Raw genomic sequence first — 23,616 nt, 5'->3', positions numbered from 1 at the left:
AGGGGAGGGTGGCCGCGAAGCGGCCGGGTGGGGTCCGGGCGGCAGCGCTCGGCCCATTGGTGTTACGTTCTGAGGCTACCCCCTCTGTCGCCTTCGGCGACATCTCCCCCTCAAGGGGGGAGATTATCAGCGTAGCCATCACTCCGCGGCTTCCAGATGGCCGGCGATGCGGCGGCTCTGCTGAGCCTGCTCGTTGTATTCCTTCTGCCATTCCGACGGCCCGTTGGAGGCGCCGACCTGAACCGCCGTCACCTTGTACTCCGGACAGTTGGTTGCCCAGTCGGAGAAGTCGGTGGTGATGACGTTGGCCTGCGTGTCGGGGTGGTGGAAGGTGGTGTAGACCACACCCGGCGACACGCGATCAGTGATCTGCGCGCGCAGCGTCGTCTCCCCGGCGCGGCTCTGCAGCCGCACCCAGTCGCCATCGCGCAGGCCACGGTTTTCGGCATCGTGCGGGTGGATTTCCAGCAGATCCTCAGCATGCCAGGCGACGTTCTCGGTGCGACGGGTCTGCGCGCCGACATTGTACTGGCTGAGGATGCGGCCGGTGGTCAAAAGCAGCGGGAAGCGCGGGCCGGTCTTTTCGTCGGTCGCGACATATTCGGTGCGGATGAACTTGCCCTTGCCACGCACGAAGCCGTCTATGTGCATGATCGGGGTGCCTTCCGGCGCCTTTTCGTTACACGGCCACTGCACCGAGCCCATCTTATCCAGGAATTCATAGGAGACATTGGCGAAGCTCGGCGTCGTCTTGGCGACCTCGTCCATGATCTCGGAGGGGTGCTTGTAGTTCCAGTTCAGGCCCATCGCCTGGGCGAGGCGCTGCGTCACTTCCCAGTCGGCGAGGCCGTTCTTCGGGGCCATCACCTTGCGCACGCGGTTGATGCGGCGCTCGGCATTGGTGAAGGTGCCGTCCTTCTCGAGGAAGGTCGAGCCGGGCAGGAACACGTGGGCGTAGTTGGCGGTCTCGTTGAGGAACAGGTCCTGCACGACGACGCATTCCATGGCTTCCAGGCCGGCCGAGACGTGCTTGGTGTCGGGGTCCGACTGCAGGATGTCTTCACCCTGGATGTAGATGCCCTTGAAGGTGCCGTCGACGGCGGCATCCAGCATGTTGGGAATGCGCAGGCCTGGTTCGTTGTCGAGCTTGACGCCCCACAGGCTGTCATAGATGTCACGCACGGCGTCGCCCGAAATGTGCCGGTAGCCCGGCAGTTCGTGCGGGAACGAGCCCATGTCGCAGGCGCCCTGAACGTTGTTCTGGCCGCGCAGCGGGTTCACGCCGACGCCCTTGCGGCCGATATTGCCGGTCAGCATGGCGAGGTTGGCGATACCGATGACGGTCGTCGAGCCCTGGCTGTGCTCGGTCACACCGAGGCCGTAGTAGATCGCGCCATTGCCGCCGGTGGCATACAGGCGGGCAGCGCCGCGGATCGTTTCGGCCGGAACGCCGGACAGCTTTTCGACTTCTTCGGGGCTGTGGCGCTCATCCGAGACGAACGAAGCGTAGTCTTCGAACTCCGACCAGTCGCAGCGCTCGCGGATGAACTTCTCGTCGAACAGGCCTTCGGTGACGATGACATGCGCGATCGCGGTGACCACGGCGACGTTCGTGCCCGGCTTCAGCGCCAGGTGATGTGCCGCCTCGATATGGGCCGACTTCACCATCTCGGTGCGGCGCGGGTCGATGACGATCAGCTTGGCGCCGGCGCGCAGGCGCTTCTTCAGGCGCGAAGCGAACACCGGGTGGGCCGAGGCCGGGTTGGCGCCGATGATCAGCGCGACATCGGTGTCTTCGACCGAGTCGAAGTCCTGGGTGCCGGCCGACGTGCCGTAGGTCTGGCCGAGGCCGTAGCCGGTCGGCGAATGGCAGACACGCGCGCAGGTGTCGACGTTGTTGTTGCCAAAGCCCTGGCGGATCAGCTTCTGCACGAGGAAGGTTTCCTCATTGGTGCAGCGCGACGAGGTGATGCCGCCGATGGCCCCGCGGCCATACTGGTACTGGATGCGACGGAATTCCTTGGCCGTGTACTCGAGTGCCTCTTCCCACGACACTTCGCGCCACGGGTCGGCGATGTTCTCGCGGATCATCGGGTTGAGGATGCGCTCCTTGTGCGTGGCATAGCCATAGGCGAAGCGGCCCTTGACGCAGCTGTGGCCGCGATTGGCCTTGCCGTCCTTCCACGGCACCATGCGCACCAGTTCGTCGCCGCGCATTTCGGCCTTGAACGAGCAGCCGACGCCGCAATAGGCGCAGGTGGTGACGACCGAGTGTTCCGGCTGGCCGATCTGGATGACCGACTTTTCCGTCAGCGTCGCCGTCGGGCATGCCTGCACGCAGGCGCCGCAGGATACACACTCGCTGTCGAGAAACAGTTCATGCGCGCCGGGCGACACGCGTGAGCCGAAGCCACGGCCTTCGATGGTCAGCGCGAAGGTGCCCTGGACCTCTTCACAGGCCCGCACGCAGCGCGAGCAGACGATGCACTTGGAGGGATCGTAGGTGAAGTAGGGGTTGGACTCGTCCTTGGCCATCCACTTGAAGTTTTCGACGCCGTCGTTCTTGGCGCGAACGTGGTTGTCGCCCTCATAGCCGTAGCGCACGTCGCGCAGGCCGACGGCGCCGGCCATGTCCTGCAGCTCGCAGTCGCCATTGGCGGCACAGGTCAGGCAGTCGAGCGGGTGATCGGAGATGTAGAGCTCCATCACGCCCTTGCGGATGTCCTTGAGACGGCCGGTCTGGGTGTGCACCACCATGCCCGGCATGACGGGCGTCGTGCAGGACGACGGCGTGCCGTTGCGGCCCTCGATCTCGACCAGGCAAAGCCGGCACGAGCCGAAGGCGTCGACCATGTCGGTGGCGCAGAGTTTCGGAATGGCGATGCCCGCTTCCATCGAGGCGCGCATGATCGAGGTGCCTTCAGGCACGGTGACCTCGAAGCCGTCGACGGTCAGCGTGACCTGCTTTTCGGACTTGGAGGCAGGGGTGCCGAAGTCGATTTCGTGAATGAGACCCATGATGTTGTCTCCTATTCCGCTGCCTGGGCGACCGCTGCCGGTCGGAAATCTTCGGGGAAATGGTTGATGGCGCTCATCACAGGGTAGGGCGTGAAGCCACCCAGTGCGCACAACGAACCAAACTTCATCGTGTTGCAGAGGTCGGTCACCAGCGCGAGCTGCTTTTCCGGCTCGATGTTCTGCTTGAGCTTGTCGAGCGTCTCGACGCCGCGCGTCGAGCCGATGCGGCAGGGCGTGCACTTGCCACAGCTTTCGATGGCGCAGAATTCCATGGCGAAGCGTGCCTGCTTCAGCATGTCGGCGCTGTCGTCGAAAACGGTGATGCCGGCATGGCCGATCAGGCCATCGCGCTTGGCAAATTCTTCGTAGTCGAACGGCGTGTCGAACAGCGCGCGCGGGAAATAGGCGCCCAGCGGGCCGCCGACCTGCACCGCCTTGACCGGGCGGCCGGTTGCGGTGCCGCCGCCGATCTCGTCGACGATCTCGCCCAGCGTCAGGCCGAAGGCCACTTCGAACAGGCCGCCATGCTTGACGTTGCCGGCGATCTGGATCGGGATGGTGCCGCGCGAGCGACCCATGCCGAAGTCCTTGTAGTACTGGGCGCCCTTGTCCATCACGATTGGCACGGAGGCGAGCGAAATCACGTTGTTGATGACGGTGGGCTTGCCAAACAGGCCCTGGATCGCCGGCAGCGGCGGCTTGGCACGCACCACGCCGCGCTTGCCTTCGAGGCTGTTGAGCAGTGAGGTTTCCTCGCCGCAGACATAGGCGCCGGCACCCGAGCGGATCTCGATGTCGAAGCCTTGGGAGGATCCGAGAACGCTCTTGCCGAGAATGCCCGCGCGACGGGCGACCTGCACGGCCTTTTCCATCACCGCGATCGCATGCGGGTATTCGGAACGGATGTAGACGTAGCCCTTGGTCGCGTGCGTCGCGAGGCCGGCAATCGCCATGCCTTCGATCAAAACGAAGGGGTCGCCTTCCATGATCATGCGGTCGGCAAAGGTAGCCGAGTCGCCTTCGTCGGCGTTGCAGACGATGTATTTCTGCTCGCCCGGCGTATCGAGGACCGTCTTCCACTTGATGCCGGTCGGGAAGCCCGCGCCGCCGCGGCCGCGCAGGCCGGACTCGGTCACCTGCTTGACGATGTCGGCGGGAGCCATGGCAACGGCATTGCGCAGGCCGACCAAGCCGCCATGCGCTTCGTAATCTTCCAGCGAGATCGGATCGGTGATGCCGCAACGGGCGAAGGTCAGGCGCGTCTGCTTGGCGACGAAGGGCAGCTTTTCCGGATCGCCGAGCGAAAGTCTGTGCTCACCGCCGGTGACGAAACCTGCGTCAAACAGCGATGCCACGTCCTTGGCTGCTACAGGGCCGTAGGCAACGCGGCCAGCATCGGTGACGACCTCGACCATTGGCTCGAGCCAGTACAGGCCACGTGAACCGTTGCGCACGATCCTGGCGTCGATGCCGCGCGCTGCAATCTCTTTTTCGACCGCCTTGGCGACCTTTTCGGCGCCGAGCGACAGCGAACCCGAATCGCCGGGAATGTAGATCGTCACGCTCATGAGCGGATCTCCTCGGCGATTTCATCGATCTTGTCGGCATCGAGACGGCCGATCACTTCGCCGTCGAGCATCGCGGCAGGGGCACAGGCACACAGGCCGAGGCAGTAGATCGGCTCCAGTGTCACGGCGCCGTCCTTGCTGGTCTCGTGGAAGCCGATGCCGAACTTCTGCTTGATCTGGGCGGCGATCGCGTCGCTGCCCATCGACTGGCAGGCTTCGGCCTGGCAGACCTTGAGCACATGCCGGCCCGCGGGGTGGTGGCGGAAATCATGGTAGAAGGTGAAGACGCCGTGCACTTCGGCGCGCGACAGGTTCAGCGCTTCGGCGATGATCGGCAGGGTTTCCTGCGGAACATAGCCAAACTCTTCCTGGACGCCATGAAGAATCGGGATCAGCGGACCCTCGAGGTTCTTCAATTCGCTGATCACCGCGGCGGTTCGCGCGGCGAGTTCGGTACTTGCAGGCTGCATGACCACGCAGCGCCCTCCCTGACACTGGCGCCTTACTTGGGCGCTATATCCCTATTGAACCCGATCTAGGGGGTCGGAATCAATAAAGCTGTTTCGTCACATGATAAAAATTTTCTATCGAGTGGACGAAAGCAGGGGCATCATAGCTCACGCCTTGCGGCGGAAATCGCCTGCCAGCGCCATGGCTTCGTCAAGCAGCGCCTGCACCAGCGTCGTGTTCGGATCGCGCCGCGCCACGACCAGTCCGACGGTGTGGCTGGCATCCGGTTCGACGATCGGAATGGCCCGGATCGGTTCGGCAAAACCGAACGTTTCCGCGAGGTTGAGCGGCATGATCGACGACCACTTGCCGGTCCTGATGTGGGAGAACAGCACGATCATCGAGTTCGATTCGAGCGTCGGCCGCACCTGCACGCCGGCATCGGCGAGATGCTGGTCGATGATGCGGCGGTTCTGCATGTCGGGGGTCAAAAGGCACAGCGGTAGCGTGCTCACCTCTTCCCACGTCACCTTGTCGCGATCGGAATATTCGTTCCCCACCGCCGTGATCAGCTGGTAGCGCTCGGCATAGAGCGGCACGCTGGTCACCCGGCCGAGCGGCTCGTTGTCGAGATAGGTGATTCCCGCGTCGATCTCGAAATTGCCGAGCAGCGACAGAACTTCGATCGAGGTGCGCGACAGGATCGAGAAGGTGACGCCGGGGTGCTTCTCGCGAAACGGCGTCGTCAGCCTTGGAACCATGGCGAGTGCGGTTGGGATGGCGGCGATGCGGATGCGGCCCGAAAGGCCGTGGCGGGCGGCGCGCATTTCCTCGCGCATCGCCCGGGTGTCGCCGACGATGCGCCTGGCCCAGTCCAGCACCTGCCGGCCCTCCGTTGTCAGGCCTTGGAAGCGCGACCCGCGCTGCACCAACATCACGCCGAGGACGTCCTCGAGTTGCTTGATGCCGGCGGACAGCGTCGGCTGGGTGACGCCGCATGCCTCGGCGGCGCGCCCGAAATGTTGCTCCCTTGCGAGTGCGATGAAGAACTCAAGCTTGTCTATCATGCCGGAAGGCTATCCGGCGCCGGCCGGATTAGCCAGTCTTCACAAGGGACTACCGCATCAAAAATCATTGGTTGATGAGGTTGAGGATGTTGCCGTCGGGATCCTTGAACCACGCAACCCTCAAGTCGCCGAAGACATGGACGTCGCCTTCGAGGCGGGTGTCGGGCATGTCGTAGTGCTCGAATGTCACGCCTTTCGACTTCAGCTCCTCGACCAGCCCGTCGATCTTGTCGCCGACCGCCCAGGTGACCGCAGTCGCCTTGTTGGTCCCGGCATATTCCGAGCGGTAGACGTTGATCACGCTATCGCCGCTCTTCAGCACCGACACCTCCTCGCCCATATGCTCGACCTCCCTGAGGCCGAGTGTCTTTTCGTAGAAGCTCTTGGCGCGCCCGAGATCCTTGACGGCCAGATTGGCAACGGCATTGATTTGACCAAGCATGTCAGTCTCCTCTCTGTTTGCCCCCCGTTCAGGTGAGCCCTGCATTGGGTTGAAGATAGTGCCGCCCCGCTGGGGCGACAGGTCTTGCCGTGTGTCAGGTCGGCGAGTTCACGAGCCGGAAAGCCGCTTCCGTTCGGCAATCGCCTTGAGGCTGGCGAGGCCTTTTTCGAAGTCCTTGCCGACCATCTTGTCGAAGTTCATGAACACCTGCATCACCTTGGACATGAAGGGCGAGGGGCCGGTCATTTCCCAGTTCAGGCGGGTTTTCCCGCCCTGCGGCTCCATGGTGAAGCGGGCCACGTTGTGCGCTTCGAACGGCGTCAGGAAGTCGAGCTTGATGACCACCTTGTTCGGCGCCGTCACCTCGATGATCTCCATCCGGCCGCTGCCGACCTTCTTGTTGCCGTCCCATTCGTAGACTGCGCCCCGGCCGGATTCCGCCCCGCTCATCTTGCGCTTGAGGTCGGGGTCGAGCGCTTCCCATGGCGACCAGTCGCGCCAGTTGTGGAAGTCGTTGATCAGCGGAAAGATCGTGTCAGGCGCGGCGTCGATGTCGGTCGTCCGGCTGATGCTGAAGGTGGCGGGCTTGGTGGCGGCGATTGCCAGGATCACGAGGACCGCAAGCACGGCCAGCGCGAGGATGATGACGATAATCTGCATTTTCGTTTCCTTGGATATGGCTTGTTCAGCGGCTAAACGGGATCAGCGCCCGCAGGCGCGGATCGCGCAGATACAGCCCGCCCCAGGCCATCAGCCCGAGGTAAACGCCAAACAGGGTGTGCGAGAACATCGGGTTGCCAATGCGCAGATGGATGGCGATCGCGCCGCCGAGATAACCGGTCAGAAGGATCGCGCCGAGTATCGCCGTCCTTGGCCAGGCGTAGAGTACGGTGCAGACGAGCGTCAGGATGCCGAGCGTCCGGGCAAGCTCCGGCGGAAAGCCGAGTGCCGCGGTGGTTTCGATCACCACCTGTAGCGGCACGAGCTTGATCACCGCGTCAAACACCAGGAACGCGATCAGGGCGCCGCTCAACACGCGGCCGGTCCAAAGTGCCGGATTCGAAATTGCAGGGGTCTCAATGGCTGAATGCGTCATGTTTTCCTCGTAAAATCGCGTTTGCTGCTTATTCGCCGGCGTTGCCGCTGCTGATCATCCACGGCGTGCCGAACTTGTCCTTCACCATGCCGAAACCCTTGGCCCAGAAGGTCGGGCTGAACGGCATGTTGACGGTGCCGCCATCGGCAAGCGCCGCGAAGATGGCTTCGGCCTTGGCCAGATCATTGGTGTCCACCGATACCGAAAATCCCGACATCTCCGTCCGGTATTGCGGTGGTGCATCGGAGGCCATGATCGACTGGTCGCCGATGACCAGTTGAGCATTGATGATCTTGTCCTGCCATTCCTCGGAGACATCCTTGCCGGCTGGCGTTTCGCGGTGAGTAAGCATGCCGACGATCTCGCCGTCGAATACTTTGGCATAGAACTCGAAAGCTTCACGGCAGTTTCCGTTGAAGAAAAGATAATTGACGAACTTCATCGCCGTGCTCCAGGATTAGGCTTCGTATGCCCCAAGGACGGCGCAGGCAGCGCCGATCCTACATGGGGGCGAAAATTTCTTTTGTCGGACAATATCGGGCGATTGGCGGGCTTGCCCAACGGGCGAGAGCCCGCTGCCATTTCGGGTAGCTTGGTTCTTGCGGCAAACTGCATTATCTGAAGCCCAACAGATAGCAGCAGGTTCGACACATGACAGTCACCAAGGAAATCGTTGTGGAGCGTCTCAAGACGGTCAACGGCCCGGATTTCTCAGGCAACATCGTCGATCTCGGATTGGTCTCCGACATCTTCATCGCTGACGGCAAGGTGTTCTTCTCGATCACCGTTCCGGCCGCGCGCGCCCAGGAGATGGAGCCGCTGCGGGCCGCCGCCGAGCGCGTCGTCAAGGCGATTCCCGGCGTCAACGGCGCTGTCGTTGCCCTGACTGCCGAGAAAAAAGGCGGTGGCATGGAAGCGCCGGTGCCGTCGCGTCCAGCACCTCCGCGTCCGGCGGCAGCACCCGCACCCGCCGCGCGCCCCGCACCGCAGGCGCCCGCTTCGCATAGCCAGGGCAAGCGCGGCGTGCCAGGTATCGCCTCGATCATCGCGGTCGCCTCGGGCAAGGGTGGCGTCGGCAAGTCGACGACCGCCGTCAACATCGCGCTCGGCCTCGCCGCCAACGGCTTGAAGGTTGGCGTGCTCGATGCCGACATCTACGGCCCGTCGATGCCGCGCCTGCTGAACATCCATGGCCGGCCCGAGACGGTCGACGGCAAGATTTTGAAGCCGATGCAGAATTACGGCCTCAAGGTGATGTCGATGGGCTTCCTCGTCGACGAAGAGACGCCGATGATCTGGCGTGGCCCGATGGTCATGTCGGCGCTGACCCAGATGCTGCGCGAGGTCGAATGGGGCCAACTCGACGTGCTCGTCGTCGACATGCCGCCCGGCACCGGCGACGCCCAGCTCACCATGGCCCAGCAGGTGCCGCTTGCAGGCGCCGTCATCGTCTCGACGCCGCAGGACCTGGCCCTGATCGATGCCCGCAAGGGCCTGAACATGTTCAAGAAAGTCGACGTGCCGCTGCTCGGCATCGTCGAGAACATGAGCTATTTCATCGCCCCCGATACCGGCAAGCGCTACGACATCTTCGGCCATGGCGGCGCCCGCAAGGAAGCCGAGCGTCTCGGCGTCACTTTCCTGGGCGAAGTGCCGCTGGAGATGGGCATCCGCGAAAGCTCGGACGCCGGTACGCCCGTCGTGGTGTCGAAACCCGACGGCGCCGAAGCCAGGATCTATCGCGACATAGCGACCAAGGTCTGGGCGCGGATCCAGGAAGAGAAGGGCGCATCCGAGGCGGCTGTGCCGACGATCGTGTTCGAGTAAGGGCAGCGATATAGGCTGAGCACTTGGCCGGCGGGATGATCCCGGAGCTTGCGATCCTTCGCACCCCTCTCTGTCCTGCCGGACATCTCCCCCGCAAGGGGGTAGATTGGCAGCTCGTACGCCGCAGCACATCCTGCAACAATGGTGATTGGCGAAAGTCGATATGACGTCTGATCTCCCCCCTTGCGGGGGAGATGTCCAGCAGGACAGAGAGGGGTGGGAAGGATCGCTGCGCGCCTCCCGGCTCAGCTTTCTCTTGGTGGCAGCCGCAAGCCGGCGTTGCGGAAGCCAGGCGGTGCTTGCAGCCGGGTGAGCAGCACCACTTGTCGCAGATAAACGCCACGTGGCCTCAGGGTGCCAATTGCAAACGGTGCGCTAGTTCGGCTTGTATTCTCGCAATGGTTGTTGTACTCGGCGTCCATGCGAGCGCTGCCCTGTTCGCTCCAACGAGCGTCTATGTAGGGCAGGTACAATGATCTTCAAATCTTCGAATATGGCCAACCGACGTAACCCCGCGACGGCAGTGCTGCTGCTAGCTGCGTCCTTTGTTGTGCCATCAAACGTCGCCTCCGCAGGCGAGGCACCATCCTCTTACAATTGGTCGGGCGTGTATGTCGGTGGGAACGTGGGCTGGTCAGGCTTCAACAGCGAGTGGACCGACGTCGACGATGACTGGGGTATCTCGCCGTTCGACGCGGGGTCGCGCGGGTTTCTGCTGGGAGGCGTGGTCGGCTACAACCACCAGTTGGGCAACAACCTGGTGCTAGGCATTGAAGGCGACTTGGCCTTCACCTCCAACAAGCGCAGCTTCGATCCGACGGGTGCCGACGAGGTCGACATGGTCAACAGGATGGACATGTTCGGCACGGTGCGCGCGCGGGCGGGTTATGCTTTTGATCGCTTCATGCCATATGTCACCGGTGGTCTTGCCGTTGCGCACTTCAAACATGTTTGGACCGAAAGGGATGATGTCAGCGATAGCTGGCCAGATTTTGGCGGCACCAAGGCTGGCTGGACGCTGGGAGCAGGTGTTGAATTGGCCCTTAGTGACCGCTGGACGGTAAAGGCTGAGTATTTGCACGCCGACTTCGGCGATGTGGTCTCAAGGAACGAAGACGGCTATCGCTTGAAAGTCGATCGGGCGGTGAACACAGTTCGCTTCGGCCTGAACTACAGGTTCTGATCTCGACAGGCAGACCACAAAGCCCCGGCTCTAGCCGGGGTTTTTGCTGCAATTCAAGCGTTGCTTGGCCGGACGAACGCAGCCGCCGCGCGACCTGGATGGCGAGCCTGATTCGGGACTGCGCGCCAAACTCGAACGGTGAGCGGCCAAAGCGTTTCCGCCTCACCCCTCCCTTACCGGTATCCGCCTGACCTCAAATCCCGTCTTGGTCGTCTCGAACCCGGCGTTGCGGTAGAAGCCCAGCGTCGCCGGTTCCTTTGAGCTGGTCAGCAGCATCACCTTGTAGCAACCGAGCGACCACGCGGCCTCGACCGCCGCCAGCAGCACGGCCTTGCCGTGGCCCCGGCCGCGGAAGCCGGCATGGGTCACAACATTCTCGATCAGTGCATAGTTGGCGCCGCCGCGGACGAAGTTGGGCACCACCACCAGCGTACAGGTCGCAACCTGCTTGCCGTTGATAAGGCCGAGCAAGACGCCGCTCGGGCCGTAATGCGAGAACCGCTCCCAGATTTCCTCCGCATGTCCGGTGCTGACCGGCTCGTCAGGCACCAGATGGCGATAGAGCTGTACCAGTTCGGGCAAGTCCTCGCGGGTCGCCCGGCGGATGGTCAACTCGTTGGCCATGGGTTTTCCTTTGGAGTGGCTGGAGCCAACGGGTGTACCTGGGTAGACCCCGCTCAAGCCTCGCGCGCCAGATAGGCCGGCAGGTCGGCGATCGAGTCGAGCACCACGTCGGCCATCGGCGTCAGCGATTCCCGCGTGCCGGTGCCCGACAGCACGGCGATTGCCAGCGCGCCGCCGGCTTTTGCCATTTCGAGGTCGTGGCGGTTGTCGCCGACCATGGCGATCTCGGACGGCTTGAGGCCGGTCAGGTCGGAAAAGGCGTGGATCGCATCCGGCGCCGGCTTGGGATTGGCGACCGCGTCATAGCCATAGGCCGCGTCGAACATCTGGGCGACGCCGAGCGACAGCAGCGTCTTTTCCGCCCCGCCGGTCGAATCGTTGGTGGCGACGCCGAGCCGGAAGCCGGCGCTGTGCAGGCTTGCCAGCGCGTCCTTGCTGCCCGGCAGCGCCACTGCCTTGGCGGCACCTTCCTCCGCCGTCACCTCGTCGAAATGCCTGACCATCGCCGCCCGCTCGGCGGTGCTGGCTGCGGGATACCAAAGCTCGACGATGTCGGCGTTGGTGCCTGCGGCGAACACCGAGTCGGCCTTGAAGCAATGGGCGGCGAAATCGTAGCCGGCGGATTCCATCAGCGCCTTGGCCCGCTCCTGGTCGCCATCCGCCGCCTTCAGCGCCATCATTTCGCCGATGGCAAACCACGTCGCCTGGAAATCGACAAGTGTCCCGTCCTTGTCGAAAAGTATGCCCTTGATGCCCCTCAAATCGCTCACTCCTCCGACCTAGTGCACCGGCATAAGGCCGGATGCGCAGGTTCAATGCGCCTGTGCGGCGTCCGCGGCCTGGTTGTCGCGTGGCGCTCTGAGGCGGTGGATATGCTCCACGAGGCCGGCTGTCGAGGAGTCATGACGCGCGGCATTTTCTCGCCCATCCACGACAGGCAGCAGCCCGGTGGCCAGTTCCTTGCCGAGTTCGACGCCCCATTGGTCGAAGGCGTTGATGCCGAACAGCTGCGCCTCGACGAAGACGCGGTGCTCATAGAGCGCGATCAGCCGGCCGAGCATGTGCGGGTCGAGCTTGCGGTAGAGCAGCGTCACCGACGGGCGATTGCCCGAGAAGACGCGGTGCGGCGCGATCTTGTCGACCTCCTCTGGCTTGATGCCCTTGGTCAGCATCTGCCGCCGGGCTTCTTCAAGCGTGCGGCCCTTCATCAGCGCTTCCGACTGCGCCAGGCAGTTGGCAAGCAGCAGGTCATGGTGTTCCTTGAGGTCGGGCTCATGGCCTTCGGCCGCCGCCAGGAACTCGACCGGAATGAAATCGGTGCCCTGGTGCAGCAGCTGGAAGAAGGCGTGCTGGCCGTTGGTGCCGGGTTCGCCCCAGACCAGCGGGCCGGTCGGCGTCACCACGCCGCCGCCGGAAAGCGTCACGCTCTTGCCGTTCGATTCCATGTCGAGCTGCTGCAAATAGGCCGGCAGGCGCGACAGGCGCTGGTCGTAGGGGATGACGGCGCGGGCCGGATAGTTGCACACCGCCCGGTGCCAGAAGCCGACAAGCCCCATCAGCACCGGAATGTTGTTGAGCAGCGGCGCGGTGGCGAAATGCCGGTCCATGGCGTGCGCGCCGGCCAGGAACTCGCGGAAATTCTTCGGCCCGATGGCAATCATGATCGGCAGGCCGATGGCCGACCACAAGGAGTAGCGGCCGCCGACCCAATCCCAGAAGCCGAAGACGCGGGTCGGCTCGATGCCGAACGCGGCCACCTTGTCGAGCGCCGTCGACACGGCGGCAAAATGGCTGCCCACCGCCTTGGCGCCCAGCTTCTCTTCGACCCAGCGCCTGGCGGTGGCGGCATTGGTCATGGTCTCGACTGTCGTGAAGGTCTTCGACGCGATGATGAACAGCGTCGTCCCGGCGTCGAGCCCCTTCAGCGTGTCGTGGATATGGGCGCCGTCGATGTTGGAGACGAAATGCGCGCGCGGCCCATCATGATAAGGCGCCAGCGCCAGCGTCGCCATGGCCGGGCCAAGGTCGGAGCCGCCGATGCCGATATTGACGATGTCGGTAATCTTCTTGCCGGTGGCGCCCGCGGCCTTGCCCGAGCGGACGTCTTCGGCAAACGCCGACATGGCATCGAGCACGGCATGCACGTCCACCGTCACGTCATGGCCGTCGAGCATGACCGGTTCGCTGCGCGGGTTGCGCAGCGCCGTATGCAGCACGGCGCGGTCCTCGGTTACGTTGATGCGCTCGCCGGCAAACATCGCCGCGCGCCTGCCTTCGAGATCGACCGATAGCGCCAGCTTTTCCAGCAGCGCCATGGTGGTGGCGTCGACGGCGCATTTCGACCAGTCGAGCAACAGATCGCCATCAGAGGCGGAAAAGTGCTGGAACCGCTTCGGGTCGGAGGTGAACGCTGCCCGCAAGTTCTTCGGCGCGTCCTGGTGGTTGTTGCGAAGCGCGGCCAGCGCCGCCTTGAAAGGTTGGTCGATCACCTTGGAACTCCGGAATTTTGCTCTGCCCGCATCGCCTGCAATGTCATCCTAGCAGACCTTCGGACTCATTGAGAGGCGTCGCCGTGGACTATCGCGGCAAATTTCAATCGATTCAACTGGGTGTGTTTGCAACCGGGGCTGGAAAGGTTCACTGGCATAAATCTATAGGATTAGAAAAATTGATTGGTGCAACTGCTTGTACCAAGGATAGCTTTCTATGGTCCAGCAAAGTCAAAAAGACTGGACATGCAGGAAACGTCCCCATGCCACAGCGAAACGACACGGCGATCTGGTCAGGCTTGTTCCGGATTTCGGCGGAATCAGGTCAGACGCTCCAGGCCCAGATCCGGCAGGCGATCGTCGCTGCCATTCTCGATCGTCAGATCGCGGCTTCGATGCCGCTGCCCTCGTGCCGAATCCTCGCCGAAAAACTCGGCGTCGCGCGCGGCACGGTCGTGCTGGCGTTCCAGCAGCTTGTCGACCAGGGATTCCTCGTCGCGCGCGAGCGCCGCGGCCACTTCGTCAATCCCGAAGTTCTGGCAACGCCGGCCAAGCCGCAGCAGAAGAGCCCCGATCAGGCCAATGAAATCGATTGGAAGGCGCGCCGTCAGATCGCAGCCTCCGACATGCAGCCGCCGGCCAAGCTCGATAACTGGATCAAGTCGTCCTACCCGTTCGTCTACGGCCAGTTCGATCCGACGCTGTTTCCGACTGCCGAATGGCGCGAATGCAACCGCATGGCGCTGGCCGTGCTTGAGATCCGCAACTGGGCGGCCGACATGGTCGACCGTGACGACCCGTTGCTGATCGAGCAAATCCAGGCGCGGCTGTTGCCGCGGCGCGGCATCTTCGCCAATCCCGACGAGATCATCGTCACCCTCGGTGCGCAGAACGCCCTCTACATGCTGGCCACGCTCCTGATGACCAAGGGCTCCAAGGTCGCCATGGAAGACCCGGGCTATCCGGACGCGCGCTCGATCTTCCGGCTCTCAGGTGCCGACATCGAGCCGGTTCCAGTCGATCATTCAGGCATCGTCACCTCGGCGATTCCGTCGGATGCCGGCTTTGTCTTCGTCACGCCGAGCCATCAGTGCCCGACCATGGTGCCGCTGAGCGCCGAGCGCCGGCAGGATCTGCTCGCTCGCGCATCGCGCAACAACCAGATCATCATCGAGGACGGCTACGACAGCCAGCTGCTCGACGAAGCACCGCAGCAGGCGCTCAAGAGTCTCGATCGCTCGGGCCGCGTCGTCTATGTCGGCTCGATGTCGAAGACGCTCGCGCCCGGCCTGCGCCTTGGCTACATCGTTGCCTCGGCGGATCTCATCACTGAACTGCGCGCTCTGCGCCGCTTCATGCTGCGCCACCCACCGGCCAACAATCAGCGCGCGGTCGCGCTGTTCCTGTCGCTTGGCCATCATGAGGCCCTGGTGCGACGCCTGTCGACGGCCTTCACCGAGAGGCGCAAGCGATTGGTCCAGGCGATCTCGGCTTTTCTGCCAGACTGGCAGTCGACGGACTCGGCCGGCGGCACCTCGCTATGGCTCGAAGGGCCACGCGGCACCGACTCGCGCGGGCTTGCGGCGGCAGCCGCCAGCCGCAGCGTGATCATCGAGCCGGGCGAGCGTTTCTTCGAGCACTCCGACAAGCCGACGCGCTTCATGCGCCTGGGCATTTCCTCGATCGCCCTGCAGCACATCGAGCCCGGAATCCGCGAACTGGCCACCGCTGCCGGACGTCGCCCCGCGGCCGCGTGATTCCCAACAGAGCGTCCCGTGCGCGTCCGCTTGGACGCGCACGGGACGCTCTGACGTTTGGAATCTGCGCATCGTGCCTGCCGAAAATCGATGCCGATTTTCGCGCCGATGCGCTTGCCGGCGATCCCTCCGTCCGTCGGCTTATATGAGCGCTCTGGCATATCCGGCGCAATCCTCTGGCCCATAGTCTGGGCCAATGGACATTGCATAGTCGCGCAAAGGGAACGAGGCGACACGACGGTGGCATAATCACTGCGGGCCAGCCTCACACAAATTCGGAGGACCTGCATGTCAGTTGCCATCGAAAGCCATGACCTGTCGGCAGAGCAACGCTCGCGCCGGTCCGGTGGCAGGGAGGCGCGACGGGCGATGCGCGCCGCTCCGCTCGCCGATGACATCCGCCCCATCCGCGCCGGCCTCGAAGGCGGTCGCTTCAAGGCATTGGGCCAGGGCGATCTCGAACGCATCCATGAGGCCGTGCTGACGCTGCTCGAAACGGTCGGTTTCGCCAACGCCATTCCAAGCTGCATCGAGGCGCTGACGCGGGTCGGAGCGACCTACAGCGATGACGGGCGCATCCGCTTCCCTCGTGAACTGGTGCTCTCGACGATCAGGAACGCTGCCCGCAATTTCACGCTCTGCGGCCAGGACCCCAAACATGACATGCTGATCCAGGGCAAACGCGTGCATTACGGCACCGCCGGCGCTGCCGTTCACCTCGTCGACGTCGAGAAGCGTGAGTATCGCGAAAGCCTGCTGCAGGACATCTACGACGCGGCCCGTCTCGTCGATGGTCTCGACAACATCCATTTCTTCCAACGCCCGATGGTGCCGCGCGACATTCCCGACCCGCTGGAAATGGACTTCAACACGCTCTACGCCTGCGTTTCCGGCACCTCCAAGCATGTCGGCACCAGCTTCACCGTCCGCGAAAACGTCGCCCCTGCCTTGCAGATGCTTTACGAGATATCAGGCGGCGAGGAGAACTTCAGGGCGCGGCCGTTCGTCTCCAATTCCAATTGTTTCGTCGTGCCGCCGATGAAATTCGCCGAGGATGCCTGCGGCGTGCTCGAGGCCTGTGTCGAGGGCGGCATCCCGATCCTGCTGTTGTCGGCAGGGCAGGCGGGCGCCACCGCTCCGGCGGCTATCGCCGGCGCTGTCGTCCAGGCGGTGGCCGAGGTGCTGGCCGGCCTCGTCTACGTCAATGCCCTGAAACCAGGCCAGCCCGCCATCTTCGGCACCTGGCCCTTCGTCTCCGACCTGCGCACCGGTGCCATGTCCGGCGGCTCGGCCGAGCAGGCGCTCCTCACGTCCGCGTGCGCCCAGATGGCCCAGTTCTACGATCTGCCCGGCGGCTCGGCCGCCGGCATGGCCGACTCCAAGCTGCCCGACGTCCAGTCCGGCTACGAGAAGGGCATCACCAATGTGATGGCGGGCCTGTCCGGTCTCAATCTGGTCTATGAGTCGGCGGGCATGCATGCCTCGCTGCTCGGCTTCTGCCTGGAAAGCCTGATCATAGACAATGACATGCTGGGCCAATGCCTGCGCTGCGTGCGCGGCATCGAGGTGTCAGACGCAGCACTGTCGATCGACACCATCACTGAAGTCTGCCTCAACGGGCCCGGCCATTATCTCGGCAACGAGCAGACGCTCAGGCTGATGCAGACCGAATATTTCTATCCCGCCGTCGCCGACCGCTTTTCACCCAAGGAGTGGATCGAGAAGGGCAAGCCCGACCTGCTGGGCAAGGCCGTCGCCGAGAAGAAGCGCGTGCTGGCCGAGCGTTTTCCGCGCCACGTTCCAAAAGCTACCGACGACAAGCTGCGCGCCCTTTTCGGCGAACTTATCAAGCTGCCGCGCAGTGGCATGGGCGGGTAAGGCGGCTAGTCGGCGCTCAGCCCGAAGCGTTCAACCACTTCAGGGTTGATCAGCTTGGCGTGCAGTGCCAGCAGAATGATCTGGGCGTCGAAGCTGTCCTCCGCTTCGAGCGCCGCTTCGATGCGCAGTTCGACGCGATGGACCAAGTCACCACCATTGGCTTGCTGGAAAACCTCAGGTCCGGCGACGCAATAGCCGAACAATTGCGCCACCGGCGGGTACGCCTGCGACGGTGGATCGTTTGGCCAGTGGTCCTTCATCAGGTTGACGATGGTTAGCTTGACGCCTTCCGGCACCAGCGCGGGATGCAGGTCGTATGAGCGCAAGGCCGCGTCCAGTTCGCGCAGATCGCCCGAACGGCCGAACATGCCGAGAAAGCCGAGGGAAGAACGTCGTTTGGCCATGGGACATCAATTCCTTTGGTCCCCAGTTAGTCGGTCCTCGGTAGATTTTCAAAGATAGCTGGCTCGCCTCGGTCAGTTTTTTGTCTGGCGGATGGAATAGCTGTCATCCTCTCCCGTTCCTCCCGGGCAATCGCAAAGATTGTCCAACAGGAGATGACAGATGAAAAAGATGCTCGCCATCCTTGGCACAATGCTGCTCGCGGCGCCGGCTGCGAATAGCACGGCCCATGCCGACGACGACTTCTCGAAGTTCTTCAAGACGGTCATTTCGGGCGGGAAGTCGGGCGGCTCGAGCTGGTCGAATTCGAACAGCAATTCGAGTTCCAACCGTTCGTCGAACTCGTCGAACAATTCCAGCTCCAACAGCTCGTCCAATTCGTCGAGCAACTCCAGCTCGAATTCCAGCTCCAACTCCTCGTCGAACTCGAGCTCGAACAGTTCCTCGAATTCGTCGTCGAACGACGACTGATCTACACGCAAGACATCAAGCAAAAGGGCCGGTGGAAATCTCCACCGGCCCTTTTCGTTTCCTTCGGAACCGATTTCTAGCGCAGTGCCCGCGCCATCTTCCTGTACCAGCCGTCGGAGGCGATGGTGTTGCGGAAGACGCGGGTGCGGTCCTGCTTTTCGTCTTCCCGCTCGGCGCGGATGTCGGCTGACAGCTCCAGCGCCTTGCGTTCGAACGGAATGACCTGCGCAATCGGCGCGCCCTTTTCGATGATATGCAGCCCGTCCGCGCCGGTGGCGAAGAACGGGAAGTGGATTTCGGCCGTATAGGTATCGGTGTCGACCACGCCCGACACCAGCTCGAAAATACCGTTCGGCCGGTTGAGCGGCTGCACGAACAGGCAGCTCCAGCCCGGTGGCGTGCGAACGGTCCAGTAGTTGTGGAACTTGCACGGCGGTGCCGGCTGGCGTGGGTTGCCGGCGACCTGGTGCGCACCGTGATTGCTGACCAGCGTGCGATCGAAATCCCAGGCCGTATCAACCTTCTTGCCGCCGTCCGAGATTTCCATCCGCACCGTTGCCTGCAGCCTGATGATCCAGCCGGCGGACATGGCATCGAGAAACGGCATGCAGCGCTTGATGGTCAGCCCGCTGTCGCCTGTCGAGAGCTTGGCCGGGTCGACCGCCGGCAACTTGCGAAACCAGTCGGGCAGGAAGGTCTTGGCCGGCACCGGCGGCGGAATGACACCTTCATCTTCGGGACGGCACAGAAAGCGGATCGAGCGCGGCTTGGGCGAAAATGAAAACATCGGGATCTCCTGCGTGATGGCGGGAGAACGTGCAAACCAGGGTTCTATTCCGTCCGTATCGGCACTCTTGACAGGGCGCCTTTGCAGTCGTATTTAGCAAATAAGTTAATTAACAAGACTGCTAAATAAAATGATGGACGATCGCCTCGACGCCACTTTCTCTTCGCTCGCCGACCCGACCCGGCGCGCCATCCTTGCTCGGCTCGCCCAGGGCGAGGCGACGGTCAACGAACTCGCCGAACCGTTCGCCATGAGCCTGCCGGCCATCTCGCGCCACCTCAAGGTGCTGGAGCGTGCCGGGCTGATCAGCCGCGGCCGCGAGGCGCAGTGGCGACCGTGCCGGCTGGAGGCCGCGCCACTCAAGGACATCGCCAACTGGGTCGAGCACTACCGCCGCTTCTGGGATGCGAGCTTCGACCGCATGGCCGACTATCTGAAGGAATTGCAGACAGCCAAACCGAAGGGAGGTCCCGATGACCGCAAGAACTGACACCGTCGCCGCACAGTCGCTTTCGCTTGAGTTCTCTCGCGTTTTCGACGCTCCGCCAGCGCTCGTCTTCAGGATGTGGTCGAGCCCGGAGCACCTGACGCGCTGGTGGGGGCCGAAGGGCTTCACGTCGAGCTGCAACAAGCTCGAGTTCCGTAAAGGCGGCAGCTACCATCTGCTGATCCATGGCGATGTCCAGGATGGCATGACGGGCATCTTTCGCGAGATCGTCGACAACGAGCTGATTGTCTTCACCTTCGCCTGGGATCACGATCCAGACTGGCAGACGCTGGTGACGGTGACGCTGAAAGCTGAAGGTGACGGCACGCGGCTGACCTTCCGGCAGGAGCCTTTCCTCGATATCGAGACCCGCGACTCGCATCTGGGAGGCTGGGGCGAATGCCTCGATCGCCTGGCCGATGCGCTCGCCGGCCGACCCGTGGTCTGACCCTTCGCGCGCCAAACGCGCCAGTTACGCGCCTAATGAAACCAATGCCTGCCGGGGATCGTAGCCAATCCTCGGAACGATGAGCCATGCCTGGGAGACATGATATGCTGAAATCCTATCGCGGCAGCTGCCATTGCGGGGCGGTGCATTTCGAATGCCAGCTCGATCTTGCGCCCGTGGGGCAGCGTTCGAAACCCGAGCTCGACGGCGTCTGGTGGACGTCGAGCTTCCGCTGCAATTGCTCGTGGTGCGCCAAGACGCGCTTCTGGAAGGGCTTTGCCCGTCCCGCCGGCTTCCGCGTCTCGTCGGGCCGGGAGTTGCTGACCGAATATCGCTTCGACGGTGCTGAGATCCGCCACACTTTCTGTAGCCGCTGCGGTGTTCATCCCTTCGCGACTGCCAGTTTCGAGCCGATGGGCGATTTCGTCGCCGTCAACATCGCCTGCCTCGACGGCGTCACGCCAGAGGAGCTGGCCGCAGTGCCGATCACCTACGAGGACGGCAGGAACGATGCCTGGGACCGGCCGCCAGCGGTGACCTCCTACCTCTAGCCCAGACACTGATAGTTTGAAGCCGAGTATGTCGGCTGCCATTCGGCAGCCGATGGGAAACCTGTGTCCAAACGATGGAGCGTGAAATGCAGCATGAAATCGTAAGCCGAGACGAGTGGGTGGCAGCGCGCCGGGCGCTGCTCGCCAAGGAAAAAGCAATGACCAGGGCGCGCGACGAGTTGAGCGCCGAGCGGCGCCAGTTGCCCTGGGTGAAGATCGACAAGCAGTACTATTTCGACGGCCCCGATGGCCGGCTTTCGCTGTCTGACCTGTTCGATGGCCGCAGCCAGCTGTTCATCAAGCATTTCATGATGGGCCCGGGCCAAGTCCACCACTGCGTCGGCTGCTCGTTCGAGGTCGACAACGCCGAAGGCGTGCTGGTGCATCTCGAAAACCACGACGTCACCTATGTCGCGGTGGCGCGCGCGCCGCTGGCCGAGATCGAGGTGCTGAAGCGGCGCATGGGCTGGCGCTTCAACTTCGTCTCTTCCTTCGGCAGCGACTTCAATTACGACTTCAACGTCTCCTACACACCCGCGCAATTTGCGGCGAAGAAGGCGGTCTACAACTTCACGCCGCTCGACTTCGAGATCGAGGATCTGTCCGGCGACAGCGTCTTCTACAAGGACGATGACGGCCAGATCTACCACACCTATTCGACCTTCGGCCGTGGCGGCGAGCAGTTCCTCGGGGCTTATGGTTTTCTCGACGTGATGCCGAAGGGCCGCAACGAGAACGGGCCGTTCTATCTCCTCGCCGACTGGGTGAGGCCGCACGACATGTATGGCAAAGGCGGCACCGTCGAGATGACCGGACGCTACCACCCGGCCGATTGCGGCTGCGGCAAGCACGCATGAGCAGGGAGCAACGCCGATGTGCTGCGCCATTGGAGCGCTGATCATCGCTGTTGTTGCAGCCTGGCGCCGCTTGTTGGGAGCGGCGTCTGGCTGGCATCGCTGGGCGCGATGGGTTGCGGCTGTTGCCGCGGCCTTGGCCCTTGGCGCCGGGACCGCCGCTGCCGCGCAACATTTCCAGCATTATGCCGAACGCGCCGAGGCGCATCGGCGCACGGTTCTGGCCGAGATTTGGGCCCAGCCAATCTGCGACGGCGCGTCCGCGCGCCGTCCGAACGGGCAACTGCTGTCGCGGCTCGACTGACCAAGGCGCTTGCGCCCTGGTCTCCGCGCCTAATGATTGTCGCGCGGGATACCCTTGGTTTGCGCCACGCGCTGGTACTTCACCGCCGGCTTCAGCACCATGCCTTCCGACAATTGGTCGACCATGCCGCGCTGGATTTCCTGCCACGGCGTCTGGTGCGCCGGATAGTGATAGCCGCCATTGTTTTGCAGTTCGGCGCGGCGGCGGGTGATCTCGTCGTCGGTGACCAGAATGTCGGCGGTGCCTTTCTTCAGGTCGATGCGCACCCGGTCGCCCGACTTCAGCAGCGCCAGCCCGCCACCGACGGCAGCCTCGGGCGAGGCGTTGAGGATCGACGGCGAACCCGAGGTGCCCGACTGGCGCCCGTCGCCGATGCAGGGCAGCGAGTGGATGCCGCGCTTGAGCAGGTAGGCCGGCGGCTGCATGTTGACCACTTCGGCGCCGCCGGGATAGCCGACGGGGCCTGCACCGCGCATGAACAGCACCGTGTTCTCGTCGATGTTCTCGGCCGGGTCGTCGATGCGGGCGTGATAGTCCTCCGGCCCGTCGAACACCTTTGCGGTGCCTTCGAAGGCTTCCGGATCCCTGGGGTTCGACAAGTAGCGGTCGCGGAACTCGGGCGAGATCACGCTGGTCTTCATGATCGCGCTGTCGAACAAGTTGCCCTTGAGGTTGATGAAGCCGGCATCCTTCTTCAGCGGGTCGGCGACCGAGCGGATGACCTTGGGGTCCATATTCTCGGCGGCGGCACAATTCTCGCCCATGGTCTTGCCGTTGGCGGTGATGACGTCTGGATGCGGCAACAGGCCGGCCTTCATCAGCTCGGCGACGACGGCAGGCACGCCGCCGGCATGGTGGTAGTCCTCGCCGAGATATTCGCCGGCTGGCTGCAAATTTACCAAAAGCGGCACATGGTGGCCGACCTTTTGCCAGTCGTCATTGGTAAGCGGCACACCGAGATGGCGGGCGATGGCGTTGAGATGGATCGGCGCATTGGTCGAGCCGCCGATCGCCGAATTGATGACGATGGCGTTTTCGAAGGCCTCGCGGGTCATGATGTCGGAGGGCTTCAGGTCCTCGCGCACCATGTCGACGATGCGCTTGCCGGTCTCGTAGGAGATCTGGCCGCGCTCGCGATAGGGCGCGGGGATCGCGGCGGCACCGGGCAGCTGCATGCCCAGTGCTTCGGCCAGGCTGTTCATCGTCGTTGCCGTGCCCATGGTGTTGCAATAGCCGACCGACGGCGCCGACGATGCGACGATGTCCATGAACTGGTCGTAGTCGATCTCGCCGGCCGCGAGCTTTTCGCGCGACTTCCAAACGATGGTGCCCGAGCCGGTGCGTTCGCCCTTGTGCCAGCCATTGAGCATGGGGCCGACAGACAGGGCGATCGCCGGGATGTTGACGGTGGCGGCGGCCATCAGCAGTGCCGGCGTGGTCTTGTCGCAGCCTATGGTCAGCACCACGCCGTCGAGAGGGTAGCCGTACAGCACTTCGACGAGGCTGAGATAAGCGAGGTTGCGGTCGAGCGAGGCGGTCGGGCGCTTGCCGGTTTCCTGGATCGGGTGGCAGGGAAACTCGAACGGCACACCGCCGGCGGCAACGATGCCGTCGCGCACCCGCTTGGCCAGCTCGATGTGATGGCGGTTGCAAGGCGACAGGTCCGAGCCGGTCTGGGCGATGCCGATCAGCGGCTTGCCCGACTGCAGCTCCTCGCGCGTCAGGCCGAAATTCAGGTAGCGCTCGAGATAGAGCGCGGTCATGCCGGGATTGTCGGGATTGTCGAACCACTCCTGCGAACGGAGCTTCTTCGTCGTTTTTTGGCCGGCCATCAATTCCTCCCGAAATCCGGACCTGCATCGTTATGGCAAGGACCAAACAGCTGCAAGAGCGACGAAGGGCGCACCGCGCGG

Annotated in this window: 24 protein-coding genes; 9 read left to right on the top strand and 15 right to left on the bottom strand. The window is 63.3% G+C overall.

Annotation, left to right across the window (positions count from 1 at the left end):
* Nucleotides 1-138: 138 nt before the first annotated feature.
* From fdhF to J1C56_RS31705, 8 genes are all read right to left on the bottom strand, one after another.
* Nucleotides 139-3,018: a formate dehydrogenase subunit alpha gene (fdhF, locus tag J1C56_RS31740; protein ID WP_214393892.1), complete on the bottom strand. Its 2,880-nt coding sequence runs from the start codon at nt 3,016-3,018 to the stop codon at nt 139-141.
* Nucleotides 3,019-3,029: 11 nt separating this feature from the next.
* Nucleotides 3,030-4,586 carry a formate dehydrogenase beta subunit gene (locus J1C56_RS31735; protein ID WP_214393891.1) on the bottom strand — a complete coding sequence of 519 codons (1,557 nt, stop codon included), beginning with the start codon at nt 4,584-4,586 and terminating at the stop codon, nt 3,030-3,032.
* Complete coding sequence (locus J1C56_RS31730) at nt 4,583-5,062, bottom strand: formate dehydrogenase subunit gamma (protein WP_214393890.1); 480 nt, start codon at nt 5,060-5,062, stop codon at nt 4,583-4,585. Before J1C56_RS31730 ends, J1C56_RS31735 begins: the two co-directional genes overlap by 4 nt.
* Before the next feature lie 141 nt (nt 5,063-5,203).
* Entirely contained in the window at nt 5,204-6,103 is a 900-nt protein-coding gene (locus J1C56_RS31725) for a LysR family transcriptional regulator (RefSeq protein WP_214393889.1), read from the bottom strand.
* 64 nt (nt 6,104-6,167) lie between these two features.
* Nucleotides 6,168-6,545, bottom strand: a complete 378-nt coding sequence (locus J1C56_RS31720; protein ID WP_214393888.1) for a VOC family protein — start codon at nt 6,543-6,545, stop codon at nt 6,168-6,170.
* A gap of 108 nt (nt 6,546-6,653) precedes the next feature.
* Nucleotides 6,654-7,205 carry an SRPBCC family protein gene (locus J1C56_RS31715; protein ID WP_214393887.1) on the bottom strand — a complete coding sequence of 184 codons (552 nt, stop codon included), beginning with the start codon at nt 7,203-7,205 and terminating at the stop codon, nt 6,654-6,656.
* A 25-nt stretch (nt 7,206-7,230) separates the two neighbouring features.
* On the bottom strand, nt 7,231-7,641 hold the full coding sequence (locus J1C56_RS31710) for a DoxX family protein (protein ID WP_214393886.1): 411 nt from the start codon (nt 7,639-7,641) through the stop codon (nt 7,231-7,233).
* Nucleotides 7,642-7,669: 28 nt separating this feature from the next.
* Entirely contained in the window at nt 7,670-8,083 is a 414-nt protein-coding gene (locus J1C56_RS31705) for a VOC family protein (RefSeq protein ID WP_214393885.1), read from the bottom strand.
* Nucleotides 8,084-8,292: 209 nt separating this feature from the next.
* Between J1C56_RS31705 and J1C56_RS31700 the strand changes: the two genes are divergently transcribed.
* Nucleotides 8,293-9,468: an Mrp/NBP35 family ATP-binding protein gene (locus tag J1C56_RS31700; RefSeq protein ID WP_214393884.1), complete on the top strand. Its 1,176-nt coding sequence runs from the start codon at nt 8,293-8,295 to the stop codon at nt 9,466-9,468.
* 472 nt (nt 9,469-9,940) lie between these two features.
* Nucleotides 9,941-10,651 (top strand): outer membrane protein, encoded by a 711-nt coding sequence (locus J1C56_RS31695; RefSeq protein ID WP_214393883.1) that lies wholly within the window; start codon nt 9,941-9,943, stop codon nt 10,649-10,651.
* A gap of 162 nt (nt 10,652-10,813) precedes the next feature.
* On the opposite strand, the gene J1C56_RS31690 is transcribed toward J1C56_RS31695, so the two are convergent.
* The 3 genes from J1C56_RS31690 to pgi are packed head-to-tail and all read right to left on the bottom strand — an operon-like array spanning nt 10,814 to nt 13,764.
* Entirely contained in the window at nt 10,814-11,275 is a 462-nt protein-coding gene (locus J1C56_RS31690) for a GNAT family N-acetyltransferase (RefSeq protein WP_214393882.1), read from the bottom strand.
* A gap of 53 nt (nt 11,276-11,328) precedes the next feature.
* Nucleotides 11,329-12,036: an HAD family hydrolase gene (locus tag J1C56_RS31685; RefSeq protein ID WP_214393920.1), complete on the bottom strand. Its 708-nt coding sequence runs from the start codon at nt 12,034-12,036 to the stop codon at nt 11,329-11,331.
* 51 nt (nt 12,037-12,087) lie between these two features.
* Nucleotides 12,088-13,764 carry a glucose-6-phosphate isomerase gene (gene pgi / locus J1C56_RS31680; RefSeq protein ID WP_420797452.1) on the bottom strand — a complete coding sequence of 559 codons (1,677 nt, stop codon included), beginning with the start codon at nt 13,762-13,764 and terminating at the stop codon, nt 12,088-12,090.
* 263 nt (nt 13,765-14,027) lie between these two features.
* Here pgi and pdxR point away from each other — a divergent pair, with 263 nt between their 5' ends.
* Nucleotides 14,028-15,521, top strand: coding sequence for a MocR-like pyridoxine biosynthesis transcription factor PdxR (gene pdxR / locus J1C56_RS31675; RefSeq protein ID WP_214393881.1), 1,494 nt, complete (start codon nt 14,028-14,030; stop codon nt 15,519-15,521).
* 288 nt (nt 15,522-15,809) lie between these two features.
* Nucleotides 15,810-17,399, top strand: a complete 1,590-nt coding sequence (locus J1C56_RS31670; RefSeq protein WP_214393880.1) for a trimethylamine methyltransferase family protein — start codon at nt 15,810-15,812, stop codon at nt 17,397-17,399.
* Nucleotides 17,400-17,404: 5 nt separating this feature from the next.
* On the opposite strand, the gene J1C56_RS31665 is transcribed toward J1C56_RS31670, so the two are convergent.
* The 3 genes from J1C56_RS31665 to J1C56_RS31655 form a co-directional block, all read right to left on the bottom strand.
* Nucleotides 17,405-17,803 carry a hypothetical protein gene (locus J1C56_RS31665; RefSeq protein WP_214393879.1) on the bottom strand — a complete coding sequence of 133 codons (399 nt, stop codon included), beginning with the start codon at nt 17,801-17,803 and terminating at the stop codon, nt 17,405-17,407.
* Between the two features lie 72 nt (nt 17,804-17,875).
* Nucleotides 17,876-18,283 carry a hypothetical protein gene (locus J1C56_RS31660; RefSeq protein WP_214393878.1) on the bottom strand — a complete coding sequence of 136 codons (408 nt, stop codon included), beginning with the start codon at nt 18,281-18,283 and terminating at the stop codon, nt 17,876-17,878.
* A gap of 65 nt (nt 18,284-18,348) precedes the next feature.
* Nucleotides 18,349-19,059 (bottom strand): DUF6065 family protein, encoded by a 711-nt coding sequence (locus J1C56_RS31655; protein WP_214393877.1) that lies wholly within the window; start codon nt 19,057-19,059, stop codon nt 18,349-18,351.
* A 130-nt stretch (nt 19,060-19,189) separates the two neighbouring features.
* Between J1C56_RS31655 and J1C56_RS31650 the strand changes: the two genes are divergently transcribed.
* From J1C56_RS31650 to J1C56_RS31630, 5 genes are all read left to right on the top strand, one after another.
* Nucleotides 19,190-19,549 (top strand): ArsR/SmtB family transcription factor, encoded by a 360-nt coding sequence (locus tag J1C56_RS31650; RefSeq protein WP_214393876.1) that lies wholly within the window; start codon nt 19,190-19,192, stop codon nt 19,547-19,549.
* Nucleotides 19,533-19,994 (top strand): SRPBCC family protein, encoded by a 462-nt coding sequence (locus J1C56_RS31645; RefSeq protein ID WP_214393875.1) that lies wholly within the window; start codon nt 19,533-19,535, stop codon nt 19,992-19,994. Before J1C56_RS31650 ends, J1C56_RS31645 begins: the two co-directional genes overlap by 17 nt.
* Before the next feature lie 104 nt (nt 19,995-20,098).
* A complete protein-coding gene (locus J1C56_RS31640; RefSeq protein ID WP_214393874.1) occupies nt 20,099-20,545 on the top strand; it encodes a GFA family protein in 447 nt (148 codons plus the stop codon).
* An 86-nt stretch (nt 20,546-20,631) separates the two neighbouring features.
* A complete protein-coding gene (locus J1C56_RS31635; RefSeq protein WP_246592253.1) occupies nt 20,632-21,402 on the top strand; it encodes a DUF899 domain-containing protein in 771 nt (256 codons plus the stop codon).
* A gap of 16 nt (nt 21,403-21,418) precedes the next feature.
* Nucleotides 21,419-21,703: a hypothetical protein gene (locus tag J1C56_RS31630; protein WP_214393872.1), complete on the top strand. Its 285-nt coding sequence runs from the start codon at nt 21,419-21,421 to the stop codon at nt 21,701-21,703.
* A 29-nt stretch (nt 21,704-21,732) separates the two neighbouring features.
* Here the strand turns inward: J1C56_RS31630 and J1C56_RS31625 are convergent, their stop codons facing one another.
* The gene (locus J1C56_RS31625) at nt 21,733-23,535 is read right to left on the bottom strand and encodes an IlvD/Edd family dehydratase (protein ID WP_214393871.1); all 1,803 of its coding nucleotides are present in this window, start codon (nt 23,533-23,535) and stop codon (nt 21,733-21,735) included.
* Nucleotides 23,536-23,616: the final 81 nt, after the last annotated feature.

The organism is Aminobacter anthyllidis, from assembly GCF_018555685.1.
GTDB lineage: Bacteria > Pseudomonadota > Alphaproteobacteria > Rhizobiales > Rhizobiaceae > Aminobacter > Aminobacter anthyllidis.
Note: the sequence above shows the minus strand (reverse complement) of the source record. Positions and strands in the feature narration are given on the sequence as shown.